This window comes from Parasutterella sp. St.1A3, assembly GCF_059728705.1.
Genome location: NZ_BAAGFK010000001.1, coordinates 53,256 through 75,859 on the forward strand (window position 1 = coordinate 53,256; position 22,604 = coordinate 75,859).

The 22,604-nt window shown below is 52.1% G+C and carries 20 protein-coding genes and 1 pseudogene; 11 read left to right on the forward strand and 10 right to left on the reverse strand.

The features are described 5' to 3' along the window. Both ptsP and AC6I1F_RS00265 read left to right on the forward strand, forming a co-directional pair. Positions 1 to 1,806, forward strand: a complete 1,806-nt coding sequence (ptsP, locus tag AC6I1F_RS00260) for a phosphoenolpyruvate--protein phosphotransferase (protein WP_160334232.1) — start codon at positions 1 to 3, stop codon at positions 1,804 to 1,806. Next, positions 1,799 to 2,461 (forward strand): YecA/YgfB family protein, encoded by a 663-nt coding sequence (locus tag AC6I1F_RS00265; RefSeq protein ID WP_289163024.1) that lies wholly within the window; start codon positions 1,799 to 1,801, stop codon positions 2,459 to 2,461. The genes ptsP and AC6I1F_RS00265 overlap by 8 nt, the downstream gene beginning before the upstream one ends. Here the strand turns inward: AC6I1F_RS00265 and AC6I1F_RS00270 are convergent. Genes AC6I1F_RS00270 through AC6I1F_RS00280 form a run of 3 tightly spaced genes read right to left on the reverse strand, consistent with a single transcriptional unit; the run spans position 2,458 to position 5,317 of the window. Continuing rightward, the gene (locus AC6I1F_RS00270) at positions 2,458 to 3,852 is read right to left on the reverse strand and encodes an AmpG family muropeptide MFS transporter (RefSeq protein WP_237178674.1); all 1,395 of its coding nucleotides are present in this window, start codon (positions 3,850 to 3,852) and stop codon (positions 2,458 to 2,460) included. The genes AC6I1F_RS00265 and AC6I1F_RS00270 overlap by 4 nt on opposite strands. Continuing rightward, on the reverse strand, positions 3,849 to 4,544 hold the full coding sequence (locus AC6I1F_RS00275) for a 16S rRNA pseudouridine(516) synthase (protein ID WP_289163023.1): 696 nt from the start codon (positions 4,542 to 4,544) through the stop codon (positions 3,849 to 3,851). Before AC6I1F_RS00275 ends, AC6I1F_RS00270 begins: the two co-directional genes overlap by 4 nt. Further along, positions 4,541 to 5,317 carry an exodeoxyribonuclease III gene (locus AC6I1F_RS00280; protein WP_251449769.1) on the reverse strand — a complete coding sequence of 259 codons (777 nt, stop codon included), beginning with the start codon at positions 5,315 to 5,317 and terminating at the stop codon, positions 4,541 to 4,543. The genes AC6I1F_RS00275 and AC6I1F_RS00280 overlap by 4 nt, the downstream gene beginning before the upstream one ends. Positions 5,318 to 5,454: 137 nt before the next feature. On the opposite strand from AC6I1F_RS00280, the gene pyrE reads away from it, so the two are divergent. Then, positions 5,455 to 6,129 carry an orotate phosphoribosyltransferase gene (gene pyrE / locus AC6I1F_RS00285; RefSeq protein WP_160334227.1) on the forward strand — a complete coding sequence of 225 codons (675 nt, stop codon included), beginning with the start codon at positions 5,455 to 5,457 and terminating at the stop codon, positions 6,127 to 6,129. A gap of 50 nt (positions 6,130 to 6,179) precedes the next feature. On the opposite strand, the pseudogene gatB (AC6I1F_RS00290) reads toward pyrE, so the two are convergent. The 5 genes and pseudogenes from gatB (AC6I1F_RS00290) to gatC form a co-directional block, all read right to left on the reverse strand. Continuing rightward, positions 6,180 to 6,467 (reverse strand): annotated as a pseudogene (gatB, locus tag AC6I1F_RS00290) (Asp-tRNA(Asn)/Glu-tRNA(Gln) amidotransferase subunit GatB); the annotation flags it as partial. 95 nt (positions 6,468 to 6,562) lie between these two features. Continuing rightward, the gene (locus tag AC6I1F_RS00295; protein ID WP_251570937.1) at positions 6,563 to 8,605 is read right to left on the reverse strand and encodes an IS1634 family transposase; all 2,043 of its coding nucleotides are present in this window, start codon (positions 8,603 to 8,605) and stop codon (positions 6,563 to 6,565) included. A gap of 161 nt (positions 8,606 to 8,766) precedes the next feature. Further along, on the reverse strand, positions 8,767 to 10,215 hold the full coding sequence (gatB, locus tag AC6I1F_RS00300) for an Asp-tRNA(Asn)/Glu-tRNA(Gln) amidotransferase subunit GatB (RefSeq protein WP_251570199.1): 1,449 nt from the start codon (positions 10,213 to 10,215) through the stop codon (positions 8,767 to 8,769). Positions 10,216 to 10,229: 14 nt separating this feature from the next. Beyond that, complete coding sequence (gatA, locus tag AC6I1F_RS00305; RefSeq protein WP_289163019.1) at positions 10,230 to 11,687, reverse strand: Asp-tRNA(Asn)/Glu-tRNA(Gln) amidotransferase subunit GatA; 1,458 nt, start codon at positions 11,685 to 11,687, stop codon at positions 10,230 to 10,232. 1 nt (position 11,688) lies between these two features. Then, entirely contained in the window at positions 11,689 to 11,976 is a 288-nt protein-coding gene (gene gatC, locus AC6I1F_RS00310) for an Asp-tRNA(Asn)/Glu-tRNA(Gln) amidotransferase subunit GatC (protein ID WP_160334224.1), read from the reverse strand. Positions 11,977 to 12,147: 171 nt separating this feature from the next. Between gatC and AC6I1F_RS00315 the strand changes: the two genes are divergently transcribed. The 8 genes from AC6I1F_RS00315 to AC6I1F_RS00350 are packed head-to-tail and all read left to right on the forward strand — an operon-like array spanning position 12,148 to position 20,632. Beyond that, entirely contained in the window at positions 12,148 to 13,194 is a 1,047-nt protein-coding gene (locus tag AC6I1F_RS00315) for a rod shape-determining protein (RefSeq protein ID WP_160334223.1), read from the forward strand. Positions 13,195 to 13,206: 12 nt separating this feature from the next. Then, positions 13,207 to 14,115, forward strand: a complete 909-nt coding sequence (gene mreC, locus AC6I1F_RS00320; RefSeq protein ID WP_160334222.1) for a rod shape-determining protein MreC — start codon at positions 13,207 to 13,209, stop codon at positions 14,113 to 14,115. Then, positions 14,112 to 14,633 (forward strand): rod shape-determining protein MreD, encoded by a 522-nt coding sequence (gene mreD / locus AC6I1F_RS00325; protein WP_497801574.1) that lies wholly within the window; start codon positions 14,112 to 14,114, stop codon positions 14,631 to 14,633. Before mreC ends, mreD begins: the two co-directional genes overlap by 4 nt. Positions 14,634 to 14,649: 16 nt before the next feature. Beyond that, a complete protein-coding gene (mrdA, locus tag AC6I1F_RS00330; RefSeq protein ID WP_160334220.1) occupies positions 14,650 to 16,635 on the forward strand; it encodes a penicillin-binding protein 2 in 1,986 nt (661 codons plus the stop codon). Between the two features lie 8 nt (positions 16,636 to 16,643). Continuing rightward, positions 16,644 to 17,804, forward strand: a complete 1,161-nt coding sequence (gene rodA / locus AC6I1F_RS00335; RefSeq protein WP_160334269.1) for a rod shape-determining protein RodA — start codon at positions 16,644 to 16,646, stop codon at positions 17,802 to 17,804. Positions 17,805 to 17,820: 16 nt separating this feature from the next. Next, a complete protein-coding gene (locus AC6I1F_RS00340; RefSeq protein WP_160334219.1) occupies positions 17,821 to 19,005 on the forward strand; it encodes a septal ring lytic transglycosylase RlpA family protein in 1,185 nt (394 codons plus the stop codon). Positions 19,006 to 19,008: 3 nt separating this feature from the next. After that, positions 19,009 to 20,421: a M20/M25/M40 family metallo-hydrolase gene (locus tag AC6I1F_RS00345; RefSeq protein ID WP_289163015.1), complete on the forward strand. Its 1,413-nt coding sequence runs from the start codon at positions 19,009 to 19,011 to the stop codon at positions 20,419 to 20,421. A gap of 4 nt (positions 20,422 to 20,425) precedes the next feature. Beyond that, positions 20,426 to 20,632 carry a hypothetical protein gene (locus AC6I1F_RS00350; protein ID WP_202074507.1) on the forward strand — a complete coding sequence of 69 codons (207 nt, stop codon included), beginning with the start codon at positions 20,426 to 20,428 and terminating at the stop codon, positions 20,630 to 20,632. 40 nt (positions 20,633 to 20,672) lie between these two features. Here AC6I1F_RS00350 and AC6I1F_RS00355 read toward each other — a convergent pair whose 3' ends face one another. Both AC6I1F_RS00355 and ilvA read right to left on the reverse strand, forming a co-directional pair. Beyond that, entirely contained in the window at positions 20,673 to 20,939 is a 267-nt protein-coding gene (locus AC6I1F_RS00355) for a hypothetical protein (protein ID WP_251449779.1), read from the reverse strand. A 48-nt stretch (positions 20,940 to 20,987) separates the two neighbouring features. Further along, a complete protein-coding gene (gene ilvA / locus AC6I1F_RS00360; RefSeq protein ID WP_289172320.1) occupies positions 20,988 to 22,550 on the reverse strand; it encodes a threonine ammonia-lyase, biosynthetic in 1,563 nt (520 codons plus the stop codon). Positions 22,551 to 22,604 lie beyond the last annotated feature (54 nt).

The following is a 22,604-nucleotide window of genomic DNA, read 5'->3' on the forward strand; positions in this document are numbered from 1 at the left end:
ATGACTGACGAAGCGGTTCGTCCCAGGCAGGAATTAAGAGGAGTCGGCGTCTCCAGCGGGATCGGCTTTGGCCAGGCCAGAGTCATGAATTCCGGCTCTCTGCAGCTTCCTCAGTATCAGATTGAGGCTTCTCAGTCTCAGCAGGAAGTGGCGCGTCTTGCCTCCGCGATTACGGCGGTGAACAAGGAGCTTGATCTGATGATCCGGCGCTCGCCCAAGAAAGCGCCCAAAGAGGTGAAAGCCTTCCTTGAAGTTTTCCGAATGCTTGTGAATGACGAGACATTGTTTACGGAAACTTCGCGTCTGATTGAGCAGAAGCTGATTAATGCCGAGTGGGCGCTCGAGCAGCATCTCGAAGAGGTCCGCAAGGTATTTGAGAATCTGTCCGACTCTTATTTGGCTGAACGCGGCGATGACATTGAGCATGTCGTCACACGGCTTCAGGAAGAGCTGACCGGCGGGCGCAGACTTGGGGAACAGGTTCGGGATGCGGCGGATGAATCTGTCATTTTAGTGACGCATGACCTTTCGTTTGCGGACGTGATCTGGCTGACCGAGTATGAGGAGCTCGATCTTGTCGGCATCGTAACGGAGAAGGGCGGCCCCACTTCGCATACCGCGGTACTTTCTCAAACTCTGTTTATCCCGGCCATTGTCGGCGTAGGCGGTGCTGTCGGGCTGATCCAGAGCGGTGATCGAGTATTTGTTGACTCGCACAGCGGAACGATTATCTGCAATCCGGATGCGAAGGAAACCAAAGAGATCGCTTCACGCGTCAAGGATCAGGAAAGAAATTATTCTCAGCGATTCAGGGCAAGAAGACGGGCGGCGCAGACCAAAGACGGTTTTCGCATGACGCTCAAGGCTAATGTCGCAATGGTTTCCGGACTTGACGATATTCTGCATCTCGGCGCGCAGGGAATAGGGCTTTTTAGGAGCGAATACCTTTTTATGGGGCGGCAGGTTCTTCCCACAGAGCAGGAGCAGTACGAAAGCTACCGCACGCTTATCGAGGGGATGGGAAAGCGTCCGGTCACGATTCGAACGATTGACGTCGGCGGCGATAAGATTTTGACTCCTGAAGCGCTTCATCAGAATGTTTCGTCCGGGGCGGAGAAGGAAGATAATCCGGCTTTAGGGCTCAGGGCAATTCGTTTTTCGCTGGTGAATCCGAATCTCTTTTTAATTCAGCTTCGTGCGATTTTGAGAGCGGCACACGGTTTTGATGTTCGGATACTTTTGCCTCTGGTGTCGAACCTTCATGAGATTGAAGAAGCAAAGCGCTATATTGCGCTGGCCAAGGCGCAACTTAGTGAAGAGCAGGTACCGTTTAATCCCGATGTGAAAGTCGGCATTATGGTAGAGCTTCCGGCGGCGGTGCTCTGTATTGAGGAATTTTTGGAAGCGTCTGATTTTATCTGCATCGGCACCAATGATCTGATTCAGTATTGTCTCGGTGTGGACCGCGGCAATGCTGCGGTGGCCCCGCTTTATGACGAACTGCATCCGGCGGTTTTGAAGCTTTTGAAGATGAGTGCGAAGGCCGCCGCCAAAGCAGAGAAACCGATTTCGATTTGCGGAGAGGCAGGCGGAAAAAGCAGACTGGTACCGATTTTTATCGGTCTGGGCATCAAGGAGCTGTCGATGGCGCCGATGAATATTCCCGAAGTGAAGGAAGCGGTTCTCGGGCTTAAGCACTCTGCCTGCGTACGTTTGGTACAGCAGCTGTCAAAAGCGCATGACGGTCCTCACGCGGCCGAGATTTTGGATCAGTTTTGGGAAAAAGAGGAGAACAGGAATGTCTGAAAAGAGTAACGCAATGACGGTTGATGAGCTTAGTGAACTCGATGAGCTGCTTGCTTCGGTGGATGAAAGTGCGGAACCGATGGACGCGTCGGAAGCAGACGGTTTTATGACCGCGATACAGCTGCTGCCGACTCTTCCCGATACCAGAAGCTGGCTTGGGCGGATTCTTTCCACGAACGGCAAAGCCTCGGCTTCTACAGGCAGTGCCTCAGAAGACAAGCGTTTGAGGGAGTTGCTCATAAAACGTTTTCGTGAAATTGGAGAAACGCTTGCCAATTCGCAGCCCCTTGATCCGATCTACTTTGATGCCGAAGACGAGCGAGGCAGAGTTTTGGAAGGAAAGGAAGCGATTAAGGCTCTGGAGCCGTTTGCCATGGGCTTTTTAGAAGCCGGTCAGGTTTGGCCCGATTTCCTGGAGAAATCCGATTCTCCCAAGATTGCCCTGGCGCTGCACGGAATTCTGCGTCATCTGCCGCAGGAGAGCTTGGGGGATTTCGCAGAAACGAAACAAATCCTCGATAAGGAAGCGCCGCTTGAGGACTTGCCCGCGGCGCTCTCCGATTTAGCCAGCTGTGTCGCGGAGATCGCCAATGTGACAAAGGGCTACGCATTTCCGGAGCTTAATGAGCCGATGGAGGAAGAGAGCAAAAATTAATGCTTTGATTTCTCCAGCATCCCGATTACCGGGATGAGGATCAAGACGGGTATGCCAAGCGCCGCAGTGATGATAAAGAAATTGGCATATCCGACGCTTTCGACCATAACGCCGGAGAAACCTGCGAGAAACTTAGGCAGAATCAGCATGATGGAGGAGAAGACCGCGTACTGAGTCGCCGAATACCGGACGTTGGTGAGCCCTGAGAGGTATGCGATAAAGGCGGCGCTCGCGAGACCTCCGGAGAGGTTGTCCGCGCTTACGGTAAAGACGAGGAATGCGAGGTCATGGCCGAGGCCTGCGAGGCAGGAGAAAAGCAGGTTGGTCGCGGAGGCAAGCAGCGCTCCGATAAAAAGCGTTTTAAGCACGCCCAAGCGCAGGACGACAACTCCCCCGACGAATGTACCGACCAAAGTCATGACGACGCCGAAAATTTTCGATACAGCGGCGACTTCTTCCTTACTGAATCCGAGATCTCGATAGAAAGGATTGCTCATAACGCCCATGACAACGTCGCTGATTCGATAGGTGGCAATGAGCAGCAGAATGGCGGCCGCATGCCACTTGTAGCGATCAAAGAAGTCGGCGATCGGACTCCAGCAGATAACTTTGAGCCAGCCGATAACTTTCGCAGCGGGCTGAGGCAGAGCGTCGTGCGTTCTGACGAATTCTTTGACCTTGCTTTTGACCTCCCGCAGCTCCCTGAGTTTGTCTGCCTCATCGATTTTATTAGGGGCGGGCGAGAGAATCGAGGTAAGAAGTCCGACACCGATGGAGGCGGCCATAATCAGATAAGCAACGGTCCAGCCCTTTTGATCGTAGACGCTGTCCGGAGTCGTTTGGAAGAGCGCCGCGAGCGCGAAGGCGCCGGCTCCGGCCCAAATCATAGCGATTCGATATCCGGTTTGATAAGTCGCTGCAAGCGCTCCCTGCAGATCGGTATCCGCGCTTTCAATACGGTAGGCGTCCAGAGAAATATCCTGTGTCGCAGACGCAAAGGCGGTCAGAAACGCAAAGAACGTCAGCAGCGGCAGATGGAAGCGAGGGTCGGAAAAAGCCATGCCCGAGAGAGAGAGCATCAGCATGAGCTGCGAGAGGATCAGCCACGTGCGCCGCTGTCCCAATTTCGCGGAGAAGTAGGGAATTTTGAGATTATCGACGAGGGGCGCCCACAGCCATTTGCATCCGTAGACCAATCCGATCCAGGACATGAAGCCGATGGTTTTAAGGTCGATTCCCGCCTCGCGCAGCCAGAATCCAAGAGTACCGAGGACAAGCAGCAGAGGAAGTCCTGCGGAGAATCCGAGGAAAAACATTCTCAGACATACCGGCTGCAGATAAATGCGGAACGCGCCGAACCAATTCTGAAGTTTTGAGCCGAGGGTGCTCATCCCGTGATCTCCGAGGCTGACGCGACCCAGCGCCATTGGCCGGCCGCCAGATCTGCCGGGAGTTTAAGGCGTCCGAACTGTACGCGTTCAAGTGCCGTGACTCGGTTTGAGACCGCAGCCAGCATGCGTTTTACCTGATGATATTTGCCCTGCGCGAGCGTGAGCTCGATAACATTGTCTGTGATCTTTACGCAGGAGCCGGCTTTGACTTCCGCTTTTTCATCCTTGAGCAGCACGCCTTTGAGCAGCGTACTGATCTGGTTGTCCGTAATCGGATGCTTGAGTGTGACTCGGTAGACCTTGTCAACATGTTTTTTAGGGTGTGTCAGGCGATGAATGAGTTTGCCGTCGTCGGTAAAAAGGAGCAGTCCGGTTGTGTCTTCGTCAAGTCGTCCCACCGGCTGCAGTTTTCGGGTTCTAAGCGGCGGCGGGAGCAGGCTGATCACGGAAGGATGGTGCAGCGGCTTGAGTGAGCATTCGTAGTGCTCAGGCTTGTTCATCATCACGATGGCTTTCTCGTAGTAAGGCCAAGCGGTGCTGTCAACGGTAAAGACGAGATCCTTCGTGTCAATATCTTCATCAGGGTCTTCGACAGGCATGCCTGCGGCGGTGAACTTGCCGAGCAGTATCAGGCCCCGACATTCATGACGTGTGCCGAAGCCTTGAGAGAAGAGAATCTGTTCTGCTTTCATTTGATATCGAAATCGTAGACAACGGTGAGAGGCGCGTGATCCGAAAAGCGTTCATCGCGGTACACGTCGGTTTTGGAGGCTTTTGCTGCAATCAGCGGTGTCGCAATCTGATAATCGATACGCCAGCCGACGTTGTTTTGACGCGCTCTGCCGCGATTGCTCCACCAGGTGTATTGGTTAGGCCGGGGATCAAGCTTACGGAAGACGTCTGTCCAGCCGTTGGCAAAGAGATCAGTGAGCCATTGACGCTCTTGCGGAAGGAACCCGGAGTTTTTGAGATTTCCTTTCCAGTTTTTGATATCGATTTCCTTGTGCGCGATATTGACGTCGCCGCAGAGGACAACTTCCCGTCCGTCGGCTTTTAGTGTGTTTAAGCGGTCCAAAATGACATCGAGGAAGCGGAATTTTGCCTGCTGACGTTCCTCTGAAGAACTTCCTGAAGGGAAATAGATGGAGACGACGATCAGGTTCTTAAAGCGTACTTCAACATACCTTCCTTCACGATCGAACTCTTCGCTGCCGAATCCGATAATGACTTCATCCGGTTCTTTTTTGGTCAGTACCGCGCACCCCGAATAGCCTTTTTTTTCCGCACAGTGGAAGTATCGAAAGGAGGAGGGTCCGAGAGTAAGTTCTTCGGGGACCTCGTGATCCTGAGACTTGAGCTCCTGAATACAAACGATGTCAGCGTCCTGCGCAGAGAGCCAGGATTGAAAGCCTTTTTGGACAGCACTTCTGATGCCGTTTGTGTTGGCGGTAATGATTTTCAGCACGTTGGTACCCGTTGATAAAGATGCTGTCTATATTACAACGGCCGTGAGAGCTGAAAGAGCTCGTCTTTGTAACGGGAAAATAACTTCGGAGCCGCTAAAATTAAGCTTTCTTTCCTCAGCAAGTTCCTGACAACATTATGTCCAAACTTCAACATAAATTTATTGAGTTTTGTATTGATTCGGACGTTCTCCGCTTTGGAGAGTTCAAAACCAAGGCAGGGCGTCTCTCGCCTTATTTTTTCAATGCCGGTTTGTTCTACACCGGCGCTTCGCTGCGTACGCTTGCGGATTTCTACGCCAGAACGCTTATTGAAGCGATTGAACAGGGACGCATTCAGTGCGACATGCTCTTCGGACCTGCTTATAAAGGCATTACGCTTGCCGCGGCGACAGCAATCCGCATGTCCGAGCTCGGTCATGACATTCCCTTCGCATACAACCGCAAAGAAGCCAAAGATCACGGAGAAGGCGGCAAGGTTGTCGGCGCTCCTTTAAAAGGGCACGTGGTGATCATTGATGACGTTATTTCCGCTGGAACTTCCGTCAATGAGTCGGTCAGAATTATTGAAGCGAGCGGGGCTTGCCCGTCCGGAGTTTTGCTGGCGCTTGACAGGATGGAGTGCTCGGGCACCGCTGAAGACGTCGGAGAGCGTTCGGCAGTTGAAGAAGTCGAACACAAATACGGGATGTCGGTCGTTGCGATCGCCAATCTTGCGGACCTGATGGAATATCTGAAGGAATCCGATGTAAAAGAGCTGTCGGCTTATAGTTCGGCTATTTCCGACTACCGCGCGCGTTACGGCGTTAAGTAAACAAAAGACACAAAAAAGCCGGCGTTAAAACCGGCTTTTTGTGAGCTTGTTTACTGAGCGAGCTTTGCTCTCAGAATTTCATTGACCTGAGCCGGATTGGCCTTGCCTTTTGTCGCTCTCATGGTCTGACCGACCAGAGCGTTGAAAGCCTTTTCCTTGCCCGATTTGAATTCTTCGACCATCTTCGGGTTGGCGGCAAGCACTGCGTCAATAGCCGCCTCGATGGCGCCGGTATCCGAGATTTGCTTCAGGCCCAGCGTTTCGATCAGTTCATCAACTTTGTCGCCCTTCTTTTCCCAAATCGCGGAGAAGACGGTACGCGCACCTTTCTGATTGATCCTGAGTTTGGCAGAATTTATCAAATAAAAAAGCTCTCAGTCCTTTGATTATCAGGGAGTTGAGAGCTTTTTAAAATTATTGTCTTGTAGGTATGCTAGAGCATATCTTTGAGCAATTCCGGTATCGAGTCCTCCGCTGTAAGTCTTACTCCTAAACAACGACCCATTTCTTTGATATTGACTAAGCGAGCCGGCGGTACGAGTCCGACCGTTTTGAAGAGTATTTCGAGCTGACTTGGCTGCAGCCTGCGCCCTGATAGCTCAGCTTTAAGTTCTTCCTGAGTCAGCCGCTCTAAGCCCTTTCTAATATTCTGTGGTCTCGAGCACTGCAGGAACATGAGTTCATTAGCACTTTTTATTGGTACGGTCGTCGCCGAGTTTAGTGCTCGGACTATTTCCGAGATGCTCAGAGGAGTTCCGGCTTCTTTCAGCTTCCACTGCAGTAGTTTCAGAATGCCCAGCGCAATTACACAAATGAGTATGTGGCCTTTAATATGATTCGAGTTTCTCACGTACATAGGCCGTAAACCTAAGTGAGACTTCATAACTCTGAAGCAGCTCTCGATCTGGTTAAGTTCGTGGTAGGCTGCGGCTAGGTGTCCGTCCGGTAAAGCGCTTTGCTCCACACAGTCCGGAGCATTTTTGTAGATGAGGGCTGCATATCCGGCAAGGCGGCGTTTAGCTTCGAGGACCTCTTCATCAACGCCTTCGATTTTCGCCTCTACTTTTTCCGAAGTCTTTGCAATGCAGGCCCACCCGGAGCTCTTAGGTTTAACTTTTATGCCTTGCGCCTGTTTCTTTAGTACCAGCTCTTTCCACACTTCGAGCACTGCTAAGTCCCGTTTCTGTCTCTTTTTATCAAAGGTCAGAACCAAGGTGCAGTGAGTATCTTCTTCTTTTACCTTTCCTTTTTTAACCCAGTCTTTTATGACTTTAAAGCGTCCGATTTCCTCTCCTTGTCTGATGATTGGGACATATCCTTCGGGATCGAACATCGCTTTTGTTGTCTTCTGATCCAGATTACTTACTTTCTGCGCCATCAGAAATCCAAGATCATTTGTCTGCAGCATCTTTAAATTTGCCGCAGAATTTAGTCCTCGGTCGGCAACGACGATGCTCTCTTTAACGTTGTATTTTTGTTTCAGAGACTCAATCGAAGAACTCATCGTCTTAAATTCGGATGCGTTTCCGGCGTAGACGTAAAAGTCAATCGGTATTCCTTCTTCGTTAATGACCAAGGCGATGGAGGCTAAAGGCAGGTCGAAGCGGTGCTCTTTTGAGGGGCCTCTCATTCGCAGGTATTCGATCTTTTGCTCCTGGATTTTCTTGATGAAGTCATCAGCCTTCGGACAAGGCCGTAGTCTTCCTTCATCGTCAAAGCACGAGGAATCCAATTCACCGCTTTCATAGGCCAATTCCAGTTCTTGCTGAAGCCGGTCTTGGAAATCTATCTGTTGTCTGCCGCACTCCAAGTCACTCAGCGCAGTTTCAAAGTAGACGTTGGTAACGTCATAAAAAATCAAGGTGGCCTTTGTTTTTCCGAGCTGTTTATTGACTGAGCGGTTAAAGAATCTCATGATCGAGTCTTTGTGCTCAAACAAATAATCGTAAGAATTGTAGTAACTGTCTAAACCGATACCCTGCACAGGCGCACCTAGAAATCCGTCCTGGTCGCCGAATGAGTAAAAAACAGAGTGCGGATCAAGGATTTTTAAAAAACAGAGATAAGAGACAACAGCGTTCAAATCGAATTTTGCTTTTGTTTGTCGCTGTTGTATGTCTTTGAACTTCCGATCTAAATGCAGATGATCATCCCAGAGCTTTTTTAAAACGTAGTGCCCGTACTGCAAAAGAGGAAGCGGACCGCCCGCAGAAACACTGTTTTCAAAGTTCAGCAGAGTCTGAGCTTGTGCGAGTCGATTGAGCGACTGAAGACGACTCTTTTCTGCATAACTATCTTGGTATTTCTTCTTCAGATCTTCCAGATAGTTTGGATTCGACTGAGAAAGAACATCAAGCCGCCCAAGATTTTGGACAACTTTGTGTTTTACCTTCCCGTCTTTGTCTCGATAAGACTCCATCAGCCGGACATAAGTGTACTGTCCTTTGGCGCCACCCTTGCAAGTAGAAACAAACATAGACCACCTCCAATAATGATCTAATTATAACATACCTACTACATATCTACAAGCGAATAATGAATAAAAAGGCCAAAAAACAGACCCCATGGCCGTTGACGACCAAGAGGTCAGTTAGAATCTGCCAAACTCAGGTTAAAACCGGCTTTTTGTGAGCTTGTTTACTGAGCGAGCTTTGCTCTCAGAATTTCATTGACCTGAGCCGGATTGGCCTTGCCTTTTGTCGCTCTCATGGTCTGACCGACCAGAGCGTTGAAAGCCTTTTCCTTGCCCGATTTGAATTCTTCGACCATCTTCGGGTTGGCGGCAAGCACTGCGTCAATAGCCGCCTCGATGGCGCCGGTATCCGAGATTTGCTTCAGGCCCAGCGTTTCGATCAGTTCATCAACTTTGTCGCCCTTCTTTTCCCAAATCGCGGAGAAGACGGTACGCGCACCTTTCTGATTGATTGTGCCGTCGCTGTAGCGAACAAGAATATCGCCGAGCTGTTCGGCTGAGACCGGGCTTTCTTCGATCGAAAGCTCAGCGGCGTTGAGCTGAGCCATAACTTCGCCCTTGACCCAGTTGGCCGCGATCTTCTTGTCTTTGAGTTTAGCGGCTGCTTTCTCAAAGTACTCGGTGAGCGGACGGTGAGAGATCAGCTGCAGGGCGTCGGCTTCGCTGATGCCGTATTCGTTGATGAGACGCGCAAGCGTCTTTTCAGGAAGTTCAGGCATAGAGGCGCGAACCTCTTCGATCCATTCGTCGGAAATTTCAAGCGGGAGAAGATCCGGATCCGGGAAGTACCGGTAGTCCATCGAGTCTTCCTTCGTTCTCATTTCGCGTGTTTCGTCATTGTCCGGGTCATAGAGGCGTGTGGCCTGTACCACTTTTCCGCCTTCACTGATCAGTTCAATCTGGCGGCGAACTTCGTAGTCGATAGCGGCCTGAAGGAATTTAAAGCTGTTCAGGTTTTTAATTTCGCAGCGGGTTCCGAATTCTTTCTGGCCCTTGGGTCGGACAGAGACGTTGGCGTCGCAGCGGAAATTACCTTTCTGCATATCGCCGTCGCTGACGCCGATCCACATAACGAGTTCATGCAGCGCTTTTGCGTATGCAACGGCTTCTGCGGAGCTTCTCAGTTCCGGTTCCGTAACGATTTCCAAAAGCGGCGTTCCGGCACGGTTCAAATCGATACCGGTTTTTCCATGCACAATGCCGTGAACGCTTTTGCCCGCGTCTTCTTCAAGGTGCGCGCGGGTCAGATTAATAGTTTTTTGGTAGGTGCTTCCATCGGGGTTTTCGACCTGGAAGCTGACTCGTCCGCCGATGACAACGGGCAGTTCGAACTGGCTGATTTGATAGGCCTTCGGTAAATCCGGGTAGAAATAATGCTTACGGTCGAAGACGGAGCGGTTTGCGACTTTTGCGTCGATTGCAAGGCCGAAACGAATCGCCTTTTCCACAGCGCTCTTATTGAGGACCGGCAGGCAGCCGGGGAGCGCCAGATCGATCGGGCAGGCATGTGTGTTCGGTTCTGCGCCGAAAGAGGCGGAAGCGCCGGAGAAAATCTTAGATTTTGTTGAGAGCTGGACATGTGTTTCCAGCCCGATAACTACTTCCCATTCCATGTTTGTATTCCTTCCTAGTATCCGGCGGGGACAAGTTTATGCCAGTCAGTCGCCTGCTGATAGGCATGCGCGGTACCGAGCAGGCGGCCTTCTTCGCACTTGGGCGCGATCAGCTGCAGACCGTAAGGCAGTTTGCCTTCGCTCATACCGCAGGGCAGGCTGAGGCCGGGCAGTCCTGCAAGAGATCCCGGGACGGTGTACAAGTCGCTCAGGTATAAAGAGAGCGGATCGGCTTTAGCATCGAAGCGGAAAGCGGCATCTGTGGAGACCGGTGCGGCGATGACATCGCATTCGTTCTTAAAGATCGCATCAAACTCTTGAGCGATCAGGCGGCGTACCTGCTGAGCCTTGATGTAGTAGGCGTCGTAATAGCCGTGCGAAAGGACGTAAGTGCCGATCAGAATACGGCGTTTCGGTTCAGGGCCGAAGCCTTCATCACGGCTCTTTTTGATCATGTCGAGAAGATCGTTATAGTCTTTCGCACGATGTCCGTAGCGGACGCCGTCAAAGCGGCCGAGGTTGGAGCTTGCTTCCGCGGGCGCGATGATGTAGTAGACAGGAACGCCGAGGTTGGCTTTGTCGAGTTTGATATCGACGAGAACAGCGCCGAGACTTTCGTAAACGGAAAGTGCCTTGTAAATGGCGTCGCGCAGGCCCGGTTCGGCCTTATCGATCCAGGCGCGGGGAACGCCGATGCGCAGACCCTTGACGCTGGCATTCAGACCGACTGTCAGGTCTTCGGGCGGCAGTTCAATGCTGGTAGAGTCGCGCTTGTCAAAACCGATCATTTCAGAAAGAACAATAGCGCAGTCTTCAGCGCTTTGAGCGATGATGCCGGCGGTATCCAGACTGGAGGCAAATGCGATCATGCCCCAGCGGCTCGGTCTGCCGTAAGTCGGTTTAATACCGGTGACGCCGCAGAAAGCCGCGGGCTGACGGATTGAACCGCCCGTGTCGGTGGCTGTTGCAGCAGGCGCGATGCGCGCGGCGACGCAGGAGGCAGAACCGCCTGATGAGCCGCCGGGGACCGCGTTGGCGTCCCAGGGATTGTAGGTTTTGCCGTAAGCGCTGTTGGCGGTTGTTGAACCCATAGCGAATTCATCGCAGTTGGTTTTGCCCAGACAGACAAAGCCGGCGTTCTGAAGTCGTTCGACGACGGTCGCGTCAAACGGGCTCATGTAGTTTTCCAGCATTTTGCTGGCAGCGGTGCTCGCCCACTTGAGCGTCACAAAAATATCCTTGTGCGCAATCGGGATGCCGGTGAGCGGGGATGCCTCGCCTGAGCGGATTTTCTTGTCTGCTTCTTCGGCTTCCTTCAGTGTGACCTCAGGGCGCACGTCAAGAAACGCGTTGAGAGAGCTTGTTTTTTCGATTTTATCGAGGTACGCCTGAGCGACTTCCTTAGCAGAGACTTCTTTTGCAGTCAGGAGCTTTTTCAGCTCGGCGACAGTGGAATGTGTGAGATCAGTCATTTTATTCAATCACCTTTGGAACCAGGAATAAGCCGTCCATGACGTCCGGAGCATTCTGCATATTTTCTTCTCTGCGGTTATGTTCCGTGACTTCGTCTTCACGAAGTCTCTGAGCGCCCCCGAACGGGTGCGGCATGGGCTCTACGCCTGTGGTGTCGATGGACTGAATCTGTTCGACCATGGACAGAATGTCATTAAGCTCGACCATAAGTTTTTCGGCGTTTGCGTCCGAAAGGTCGATGCGCGCCAGATCAGAAATTCTGCGCACGTCATTGATGGTTAAAGACATGAACTTCCTAAAAAATGAATGAGTTTTTGCAATAACTGTTGTTTCTGCAAGTAACAGCCGGCCTCCGTCAGGGGCCTAAAATACCTTTTTTAGTCTATCATTTACGTTTGCCCTTCGTTCGAATTGGGCGGTTACTAAATATGTGCCAAGGTGGAGTGGCAGGGGGACTACATGTTCGGTGGTTTAAGGAACTTTTTTTCTAATGATTTAGCGATTGACTTAGGAACAGCCAATACGCTTATTTATTGTCGCGGCAAAGGAATGGTTCTTGATGAACCGAGTGTTGTGGCCGTGCGAACAGACAAAGGAAATTCAGGAAAGCTCGACGTCAGAGCGGTTGGTAAAGAAGCAAAGAACATGCTTGGCCGCGTTCCGGGCAACATTGACGCAATTCGTCCGATGAAGGACGGCGTTATCGCGAATTTCACGGTTACTGAGCAGATGCTCAAGAGTTTTATCAAGAAAGTGCATACCCCCAGCATTTTCACGCCTCGTCCCAGAATTGTCATTTGCGTCCCCTACGGATCTACCCAGGTTGAGCGCCGCGCGATCAAAGAGAGTGCTGAAGCAGCCGGTGCCAAGCAGGTTTTTCTGATTGAAGAACCGATGGCGGCCGCGCTCGGCGCAGGTCTTCCGGTTAGTGAAGCGGCCGGTTCCATGGTGATTGATATCGGCGGCGGCACAACTGAGGTCGGAGTGATTTCTCTGGGCGGCATTGTTTACGCCTGCAGCGTACGCGTGGGCGGCGATAAGTTTGATCAGGCGATCATTGATTACATCCGCCGCAACTACGGCATGCAGATTGGCGAGCCGACGGCTGAACGAATCAAAAAAGAAATCGGTTCGGCATTCGTTTCCAGTGAAGTGCGCGAGTTTGAGGTCAAAGGCCGCAATCTTGCGGAAGGTGTGCCTCGTTCATTTACGATTTCCAGCAACGAAGTGCTTGAAGCGCTTACCGAACCGCTGAATCAGGTTGTCGGAGCGGTCAAAAAGGCGCTTGAGCAGACGCCTCCAGAGCTTGGCGCGGACATTGCCGTACGCGGTCTGATGCTGACCGGCGGCGGAGCTCTGCTGAAGGACCTGGATCGTCTTCTGATGGAAGAAACCGGTCTTCCTGTCGTTGTCGCTGATGATCCTCTGACCTGCGTTGTCCGCGGCTGCGGTGTTGCGCTCGAAGGTATCGGTAAGATCGAAGATTCAATCTTCTGTTTCGGCTAGAAATAGGACAAGATGCTCGGGCCTTCAAAGCACCTGAAGTTTAATGCTCCCAGAGCTTCTTCCTTTACAAGCTTTGGTTTCTTCGCGTTTGCTGCCATTCTGATGATGGTTGTTGATCATCAAATGCAGGTGATGGAGCCTGTCCGAAGCGGTTTTGCGTGGGTTGCGGATGCCCTGCATACGGGTGTTACCGCTCCGTCCCGCGGTATTGAAGAAGCGGCGGAGTATTTTCAGTCGAAATCTAAGCTGGTTAATGAAAATGAGGTGCTGAAGAAGCGTCTGGCCGAGAGCGAAATGGAAAGGTTTCGCCTCGGGACTCTGAGCGATGAAAATCGCGTTCTGAAGGAGATGCTTCAGCAAAAGGCACTTTACCCGGTGCATTCAGTGATGTTTGAAGTTCGTCGGGCTCTCTCCGACGGCTTCACTCAGCGTTATCAGATCAACGGCGGAAGCGACGACGGAGTTGAGGTCGGGATGCCGGTTGTCACGGAAACCGGGCTCGCCGGTCAGATCATTCATGTTTCCAAGCGTTCAAGTCAGGTGCAGCTGATTCAGGATAAGAATCAGGAAGTTCCCGTTTTGTTTACAGAATCGCATGTTCGAGGCATTGTCCGCGGTACCGGAGACGGTGATACGCTGCAGAGCCGCGATTTACCGTTCAGCGACAAAATCAGGGTTGGTGAAAAGGTTGTGACTTCCGGTCTTGACGGTATTTATCCCAAAGGGATTCCAGTAGGGACCGTGACTTCCGTTCGCCCCGGCGAGGCCGGTTCTTATGTTGACGTGAGCATTGCCGCACCAAAGTCCATCGGTACGAGTGAATACGTACTGGTGATGTTTGTTGATACCGAATCCAAGCTTCCTCAGGTTGAAGAGGAGGAGCCGGCGGATCCGCAGCAGAGAAGAAAGGCCAAGCGATGAGTAATTTTTCCAAAGGCTTTAACTATCAGCGTCCGGATAAGTCAATTCATGATCCGACTTTGGCCGGACCGCTTTGGATCTACGGTTCGCTTCTGTTGTCCTGGCTACTTGATCTGCTGCCAAGTTCGCACTGGCCGTTTTTTCCGAGTTTTCTCGTGATGACGCTGATTTTCTGGGCGATTCATCAGCCCAACAGAATTTTCTACTGGCTCGCATTCTGCTTAGGTCTTCTCACGGATGCTGATACCGGGGCCGTTTTCGGTCAGCACGCGCTGACTTACTGCGTCGTGGTATTTTGTGCTGAACTGATGAGTGTTCGGCTGCTTTGGCTCTCTCCGATCAGTCAGGCAATATCTCTGCTGCCGGTTTTTCTTCTTCCCGCGGTTTTGAAAACCGTGGAAAGCTTTCTTTTGTCTCAGCAAAGCTTTGATGCGGCATGGTTCCTCCAGGTTTTGCTGTTTATTGTCTTCTGGCCGCTGTGGGTTTGGTTTTTATCCAGACGTTTTTATCTCGGCTGAGGCCGCCTGACGCATTATGAAACGAAGGGTCCAGGAGCTCGAATCCAAACACCGGCAGCAGTTCATTAATCGCTGCTGGTTCTTTCTGTTTGTTACGCTTCTGTGTTTTGGAATACTGACGCTTCGTTTTGTGTGGCTGCAGATTATTCAGTACGACGAACTTGTCGTTAAGGCGGAAGCCAACCGGAAAACAGAAACCGCGCATCCTCCGAGGCGCGGGACTATTGTTGATAAAAACGGCGAAATTCTCGCGACGAATGATCCGATCTACACACTCGAAATTACGCCGGCAGAGACGCCGAATTTTAGAAAAACCATAGATGAACTCGGAAAAATCATCAGTATTTCCAAAGGCGATCTACGTCGTTTTAATCGTCTGAAGGATGAGCTTCCTCGTTTGAGCCCGGTGCCGATTAAGAGTGGTCTGACAGACGAAGAAGTTGCTCGGTTTACCGCTCAGTCCTGGCGATTCCCCGGCGTTGAAGTTCGTTCCCGCATGCATCGCAGGTATCCGCAGGCGGAAGCCGCGGCGCATGTCGTCGGCTATATCGGAAGAATTTCACAGAAAGATCAGACGCGCCTTGAAGAAAGCGGACGCGGTCGTGATTACTCCGGTACGCTCAATATTGGCAAGACCGGCATTGAACTCTCTTACGAGGACGAACTTCACGGCAAACCCGGTTTTGAAGAAATTGAGGTCCGCGCCTCAGGCCGTCCCATTCGTTCGCTGTCAATGACTCAGCCCAAGACCGGGAATCATTTGGTTCTGACGCTTGATATGGGCCTGCAGCGCATGATCATGAAAGAGCTAGGAGACAGAAGAGGCACGGTCATTGCCATTGAGCCGAAGACCGGAGATGTGCTCGCCTTTGTTTCCAATCCCAGTTTTGATCCGAACCTATTTGTTGACGGTATTGATCAGGAGACCTGGGACAAGCTGAACCAGGACGAAGACAAGCCGCTCATGAATCGAGCTTTGAGAGGAACTTATCCTATCGGGTCCACGTTTAAGCCCTTTATGGCGCTTGGCGCGCTGGAGATGAAAGTTCGCGATCCGAAGCGTGTCATTCAGGACAACGGCCATTTTCAGCTTGGCAATCATGTGTTTCGCGATTCCACCAAAGGGCGCGGATACGGACCCGTAGATATGCATCGTTCGATTGTTGTTTCTTCAGATGTGTATTACTACTCGCTTGCTCAGGACATGGGTATTGATCGAATTCATGATTTCATGAAACCCTTTGGTTTTGGGCAGATTACCGGGATCGATCTTGTCGGCGAAGCACGCGGTATTCTTCCTTCGAAGGAATGGAAGCAGAAGCGCTTTAAACAGCGCTGGGCGGTTGGCGATACGATTTCCATCGGTATCGGTCAGGGCTACAACTCTTTTACGATGTTGCAGCTGGCGCACGCGGTGGCAACCCTTGCCAATGACGGCATTGTGATGAAGCCGCACCTGGTGAAGAAGATTATCAACGCGGAGACCGGGGAAGAAGAGGTTATTGCCAAGGATCCGGTGGATGTGATTCCGCTCAAAAAAGAGAATGTGGATTTTATTAAGAACGCGATGCACGATGTGACGCTCAAAGGAACCGGGCGCGCGCTGTTTGCCAACGCGCCCTACACCGTCGGCGGAAAAACCGGAACCGCTCAGGTTTTAGGCATCAAGCAGGGCGCGACGTATGACAAGAACAAGATTAAGGAGCGTCATCGCGACCACTCCCTGTTTATAGCGTTTGCTCCTGTGGACAAGCCGCAGATTGCGCTTGCCATTATGGTGGAAAACGGCGGCTTCGGCGCTGCCGCGGCAGCGCCGCTTGCTCGGAAAATTTTGGATTATTACTTGGTGCAGAGCCGTATTCCCGAAGATAAGCGGGAAGGGGCCTCATCTAAAGAGGCTGGCGCAAAGCCAGCTTCAGGGAAAGCGCCCGCAAAAACTGCTGTGAAGAAGCCCGCGGCGAGGACGGACGGGAAAAACGGACAGAAGGGAGATAAACGTTGAACTCGTTGATTACTGTGCACAAAGAACCCTTCTATGTGAAGGTGCTGAAAACGTTTCTCAGTGTGTTTTTTTCGATTGACTGGACACTGCTGGCGATTGTGACGCTGCTGAGCGCCTGGGGTTTTGTGACGCTTTATTCTGCAGGCTACAGTTTCCCCTGGCGTATTGACGGACAGATTCGAAATTTAGCGGCCGCCGGAGCGGCGATGCTGGTTTTCGCCAATATTCCCATGAAATGGATGAAGGGACTCGCGATTCCTCTTTACGCGGTCGGTCTTCTTCTGTTGGTCGCAACGCTGCTTTTCGGCGTGAATACCAAGGGCGCGACGCGCTGGCTCGACATTGGCGTAGTCCGCATTCAGCCCTCGGAGATCATGAAGCTGGCGACGCCGCTTTTGATCGCCTGGTATTTCCAGATTCGCTATACCGCTCAGGAAGGCGTTCTGCGCTGGTGGGACTATGCGGTTGCGTTTGTTCTGCTTGCTCTGCCGGTTGCGCTGATTTTGAAGCAGCCTGACCTTGGCACATCTCTCTTGGTCTGCGCCTCCGGCTTTGCCGTGATCTTCTTTGCCGGACTCAGCTGGAAATTTTTACTGTTGATGATTTCGTGTGCGGCGGCTGCGCTTCCCGTTGTCTGGAGCATGATGTATGACTATCAGCGACAGCGGGTTTTGACTCTGCTGGATCCGAGTTCGGATCCTTTGGGTGCGGGTTTTCATACGCTGCAGTCAATTATTGCGATCGGTTCGGGCGGAATGACCGGAAAGGGCTGGATGAACGGAACCCAGGCGCATTTGGATTTTATTCCTGAGCGAACCAGTGACTTTCTTTTTGCGGTATTTTCCGAGGAGTTCGGTTTTTTCGGAGATGTCGGACTGCTGCTCCTTTACACGCTGCTGATTATGCGTACGCTTTATATCGCCTCGGTCGCTTCAACCATGTTTGAGCGTCTGACAGCCGGAGCCATTGCAGCGATCTTTTTGATGTATTCCTTTGTTAATATGGGAATGGTCAGCGGGATCCTGCCCGTTGTCGGCGTGCCCCTTCCCTTTATGAGTTACGGCGGTACTGCGCTTCTGATTTTAGGCATCTGCTGCGGACTGCTGATGAAAATTTCCGCCGGACGCCGCATAAAAGAATCTTTGTACGGAGATTCTTACCGAAGTTAGCTGAATAAGAAAAAACATGAAACGACGTTATTGGCAGATACTGATTTTTTCGGCCGCGGCCTCGATTCTCGCCGGCTGCGGAACCTCACAAAAAGACGGCAAGTACTACGATAACGACGGACCGCCTTCTGCCTTAGGTACGATCGGTATGGAAACGAAGAATGCGGTGCCGAAGGTAGAGAAGCCGATTGCCGCGACGAACCGTCCTTACAAGGTCATGGGCAAAACATATGTTCCGATGACAGGAGACAAGCCTCTGGTACAGACCGGTTACGGCTCCTGGTACGGCAAACAGTTCCACGGGAAGAAAACCTCCACCGGTGAAATTTACGATATGTACGCGATGACAGCGGCGCATACCACGATGGAGCTTCCGAGCTATGCCAAAGTGACGAATCTGGAAAACGGCAGAAGCATTATTGTTCGTGTCAATGACCGCGGACCGTTTCTGCACAGTCGTGTGATTGATCTCTCTTATGCGGCCGCCTCGCGTCTCGGCTATGTCAATAAAGGAACGGCCAAAGTGAAGGTCGAACGCATTACACGAGCGCAGATCGCGGCAGGGAATATTCCTTCGACCACAAACGGCAGTGTTCTTGCTTCGATTGCCGCGCCCGTGGCGAAGAAAGTATTGTCTTCAAGCGAGAGCGGCTCAACCAAAGAGTCGGATTTTATTGCTCAGGTCGCTACTTTAGCTGCCGAAGGGGAGTCCCTTGCCTCTTCGAGTTCACCGAGTATTACCGCCGATCGCGTCATCATAGAAAAGGATCAGCCGCCGCTGAATCAGAATCCGGTTGAGCGTGTACTGGAAGCCGGGGCGCAGATCGCTTTGGAAAAAGCCGGAAATGCTGATCAAACCACCTTGAACACGTTTGAGACAGAGGCAAAAGCCGAAGTCATCAGCGCACTGAAAAAACACGCGTCTGAATCTCAGCTGGGCCAAGCAGTAAACGCGGCTTCTGCGGTTAAGCAATACGCCGTGCAGCTCGGCGTGTTCCGTTCCGAGCAGAACGCCTTAAAACTCAAGCAGCAGTTCACGGAAGTTCTTGGGGATAAAATGGGTGCGCAGGTGCGCATTGAGCTCGTTAACGGGCTTCATAAAGTGGTGGTCGGCAGCGGCATGACGGAGGCGCAGGCGAAAGCCGCGACAGCCATTGTTCGAGATGCGCTGAATATCAAGGCTTTCGTTTTAAAGGAGTAAAAGGTGCATCAGAAGATTTATGAAAGCGTAGAACGTTTTTGGCAAACATCGATGCTTGCCGCGCTGGAGGATTTCATTCGTATTCCTGCTCTTTCACCGGACTTTGACAACAGCTGGGAAAAGACCGGTCATTTGGCATTCGCGGTAGAGCAGGCGAAGGCTTGGGCGCAGAAACAGGGGATTCGAGGGCTCAAGTGCGAAATCGTGAAAGACGAGGGCTGCACGCCGTGTCTTCTTGTTGAGATAGAGCCGAGTTCTGCTGATAAATTTGAGCGTTCGGTATTCTTTTACGGGCATTTGGACAAACAGCCGGAAAACGAGGGCTGGGACGCCGACAAATCTCCGTGGGTTCCGGTGCTGCAGAACGGCCGTCTTTACGGCCGCGGTTCTGTTGATGACGGCTACGCCTTCTACTCACTGCTTGGCGCGGTTAAAGTGATGCAGGAGCTCGGTTTTGCGCATCCGAGATGCGTCGGGCTTTTTGAAACCTGTGAAGAGTCGAGCTCGCGTCACTATGAAGCGTATCTGGACAAATGCAGACAGCGCCTTGGCGACATCGGGCTGGTCATTGCGCTTGACAGCACTTGCGGTGACTACGATCGACTTTGGATCGTTCGCTCTTTGCGCGGAATGCTCGGCGGAGTTCTGAAGGTTCAGACACTGACGGAAGGCGTGCATTCCGGGGAAGCAAGCGGAATTGCGCCGAGCTCCTTTATGGTTCTGCGCAATCTTCTGGACCGACTGGAGAATTCTGCTACCGGAGAGATGCTTCCGCAAGCCTTTAAAACAGAAATTTCCGACGAAACGGTGGAAGAAAACCGGCAGGTCGCGGCGCTTTTAGGTGACGAAGTCTGGTCCCATTTCCCATTTGCGGGGGCCACTCAGCCTTTGAGCAGGGATGCTCTGACCTGTCTGCTTAACAGAGGCTGGCGTCCGGAAATGACAGTGACGGGCATTGACGGTGTGCCGAAGGTCGAAAACGCAGGCAATGTTATGCGTGTCTTTACCGCCGCAAAGATCGGCATTCGCCTTCCGCCGGGCGTAGATGCGGTTAAAGCGTCCCGCGCACTTTCTCAAATTGTGACGGAGAATCCGCCTTTTCAGGCAAAGGTCAGCTACAGCTCCACGGTAGAGAGCAACGGCTGGGCAGCGCCTCAAACCGCGCCGTGGCTTCAGAAGGCATTCGAGGAGAGTTCTCAGGCCTTTTGGGGCAATGCGCCCTGTTACTTTGGAATGGGCGCCTCTATCCCGCTGCTGAATGTGTTTTCGAAGACGTGGCCTAAGGCGCAGTTTATGGTGGCCGGCGGCTTAGGTCCCAATTCGAACGCGCACGGTCCGAACGAGTCGCTGCACATTGAGTATGCTCTGAAGTTAATAGCTTCGATCGTTTGGATCGTAGCCAACTATAAGGAGTGACGTTTTGAGACGGGATGTAGTGGTTGAAGTGATCGTTCAGTATCCGAACGGATGCGAAAATTTTGCAACGAAGATGGAAGCCGAGAGATATATCAACGCCAATCTCGAAGAAGAGGTGCCGACAGCGGCTTGGGTTGAAGAGATCAACGGCAAAAAGAAATACGATCTTCAGCTGATTGAAGAAAACGGAGAGATTCGCATCGCCGACTAAGTCGGAAGTTGAGAAAAGCCCGGCGTCGGGCTTTTTTCAATTAATCCTCCCGGTTCCAATTGCTGACAAACTTTCGCAGTGATCCGACGAGGTATCCGGCTTGATATGAGCGCTCCTGAATAGCTTTGACCGCACCCTCTAAATCGATAGCGGGCAGACGTCCCGCGATGTAATTGCGAATTTCGTCACGCAGCACGTCTTCGGGCGGCCGCTTCTGCATTTCGGCCATGACATTAAGGGCGGTACGCGCCTGAGGCGGCAGACCCTGCATGACTTTGTCAACCGATTCTTTGCTGGTCAGACTCATTGGATTTTCCTCAAGGAGGGCGGCCGCGATCGGACCGCCGTGCCGATATTATCCCAGGAACTGCTGATAAGCAGGATTATCGGTTTCCTCTACGTAGGCGTAGCCGAGATTCTGCAGGAATGCGCCGAATTTTTCGCTGTCTTCCTGAGGGACCTGAAGACCGACCAGAATACGGCCGTAATCGGCGCCTTGGTTCCGATAATGGAACAGGGAGATGTTCCAGTCGGGCGCGCTCGAGGAGAGGAATTTGAAGAGGGCGCCGGGTCTTTCAGGGAATTCAAAGCGGAAGACTCGTTCGTTGACTGCCAGTTTGGAGTGGCCGCCGACCATATAACGGAGGTGTGTTTTTGCCAGTTCGTTGTCGGTCAGGTCAACTGCCGGGAAGCCGTTTTCTTCTAAGAGCTTTTTAATGCCTTGAGCTTCGCTGCGGTGTTCTGTCTGCAGGCCGACATAAATCTGAGCCTTGTCCGCATCCGAGATACGGTAATTGAATTCCGTAACGCTGCGGCTGCCAAGCAGCGAGATCAGCTGCTTGAACGCGCCTCGGCGTTCGGGAATTGTCACGGAGAAAAGCACCTCACGATGTTCGCCGAGTTCGGCGCGTTCAGCGACGAAGCGAAGACGGTCGAAGTTCATGTTGGCGCCGGAAAGAACGCCCACAAAGTTCTGGTTTTTGATGTCGTTCAGTTTGACGTATTTCTTGATGCCCGCGACGGACAGAGCGCCTGCCGGTTCGAGAATGCTGCGTGTGTCTTGGAACACATCCTTGATTGCCGCGCAAACTTCGTCCGTGTCAACGAGAATGATGCCGTCAACAAAGTTTGCGCACAGACGATAGGTTTCTTCACCGACAAGTTTAACGGCGGTACCGTCGGAGAAAAGTCCGACATCGGCAAGGAAGGTCGGTTTGCCGTTTTTGAGGGACTGATTCATAGAATCGGAGTCAACCGTCTGCACGCCGAACACTTTGATTTCCGGGTACAGCGCTTTGACGTAGACGGCAACGCCGGCGAGAAGGCCGCCGCCTCCGACGGGTACAAAGACCGCGTCGATGGCGCCGTTTGCGTTCTGGGCCTGACGAATGATCTCCATGGCGACGGTACCCTGACCGGCGATGATGTCCGGATCATCGAACGGCGGAACCGGAGTCAGGCCTTCTTTGGCCTGAAGTTCAGCCGCATAGGCAGCGGCGTCGGAAAAAGAGTCGCCGTAAAGAACGACTTCACCGCCGAGTCGGCGAACCGTGTTGATTTTCAGCGCCGGTGCGGTAATCGGCATCACAATGACCGCGCGGCACTTGAGTTTGCTTGCGGCGAGTGCAACGCCCTGGGCGTGGTTGCCTGCGCTTGCGGCGATTACGCCTTTAGCGCGTTCTTCCGGCGTCAGGTTGGCCATTTTGTTGTAGGCGCCTCTCAGCTTGAAGCTGAACACGCTCTGTAAATCTTCTCGTTTGAGCATGACGTTGTTTCCAATTCGCTCGGAAAGCAGTTTGGCTTTTTGGAGCGGAGTTTCTTTTGCAACGTCATAGACATGAGCCTTGAGGATGCGACGCAGATATTCTTGTTCAAGCATTTTTTGTGATTTGTGATTGGTAAAGTTAAAAAATAGCACTAAGGCGGCCAAAAAATAAAAAAGAGCGTTTTAGTTTCTGACTCTTACTCGAGA

What these genes read in the sequence shown, in the direction of transcription:
- ptsP (WP_160334232.1), top strand. Translation starts at nt 1, where the DNA reads ATGACTGACGAAGCGGTTCGTCCCAGGCAGGAATTAAGAGGAGTCGGC.
- AC6I1F_RS00265 (WP_289163024.1), top strand. Translation starts at nt 1,799, where the DNA reads ATGTCTGAAAAGAGTAACGCAATGACGGTTGATGAGCTTAGTGAACTC.
- AC6I1F_RS00270 (WP_237178674.1), bottom strand. Translation starts at nt 3,852, where the DNA reads ATGAGCACCCTCGGCTCAAAACTTCAGAATTGGTTCGGCGCGTTCCGC.
- AC6I1F_RS00275 (WP_289163023.1), bottom strand. Translation starts at nt 4,544, where the DNA reads ATGAAAGCAGAACAGATTCTCTTCTCTCAAGGCTTCGGCACACGTCAT.
- pyrE (WP_160334227.1), top strand. Translation starts at nt 5,455, where the DNA reads ATGTCCAAACTTCAACATAAATTTATTGAGTTTTGTATTGATTCGGAC.
- AC6I1F_RS00295 (WP_251570937.1), bottom strand. Translation starts at nt 8,605, where the DNA reads ATGTTTGTTTCTACTTGCAAGGGTGGCGCCAAAGGACAGTACACTTAT.
- gatB (WP_251570199.1), bottom strand. Translation starts at nt 10,215, where the DNA reads ATGGAATGGGAAGTAGTTATCGGGCTGGAAACACATGTCCAGCTCTCA.
- gatA (WP_289163019.1), bottom strand. Translation starts at nt 11,687, where the DNA reads ATGACTGATCTCACACATTCCACTGTCGCCGAGCTGAAAAAGCTCCTG.
- gatC (WP_160334224.1), bottom strand. Translation starts at nt 11,976, where the DNA reads ATGTCTTTAACCATCAATGACGTGCGCAGAATTTCTGATCTGGCGCGC.
- AC6I1F_RS00315 (WP_160334223.1), top strand. Translation starts at nt 12,148, where the DNA reads ATGTTCGGTGGTTTAAGGAACTTTTTTTCTAATGATTTAGCGATTGAC.
- mreC (WP_160334222.1), top strand. Translation starts at nt 13,207, where the DNA reads ATGCTCGGGCCTTCAAAGCACCTGAAGTTTAATGCTCCCAGAGCTTCT.
- mreD (WP_497801574.1), top strand. Translation starts at nt 14,112, where the DNA reads ATGAGTAATTTTTCCAAAGGCTTTAACTATCAGCGTCCGGATAAGTCA.
- mrdA (WP_160334220.1), top strand. Translation starts at nt 14,650, where the DNA reads ATGAAACGAAGGGTCCAGGAGCTCGAATCCAAACACCGGCAGCAGTTC.
- AC6I1F_RS00340 (WP_160334219.1), top strand. Translation starts at nt 17,821, where the DNA reads ATGAAACGACGTTATTGGCAGATACTGATTTTTTCGGCCGCGGCCTCG.
- AC6I1F_RS00355 (WP_251449779.1), bottom strand. Translation starts at nt 20,939, where the DNA reads ATGAGTCTGACCAGCAAAGAATCGGTTGACAAAGTCATGCAGGGTCTG.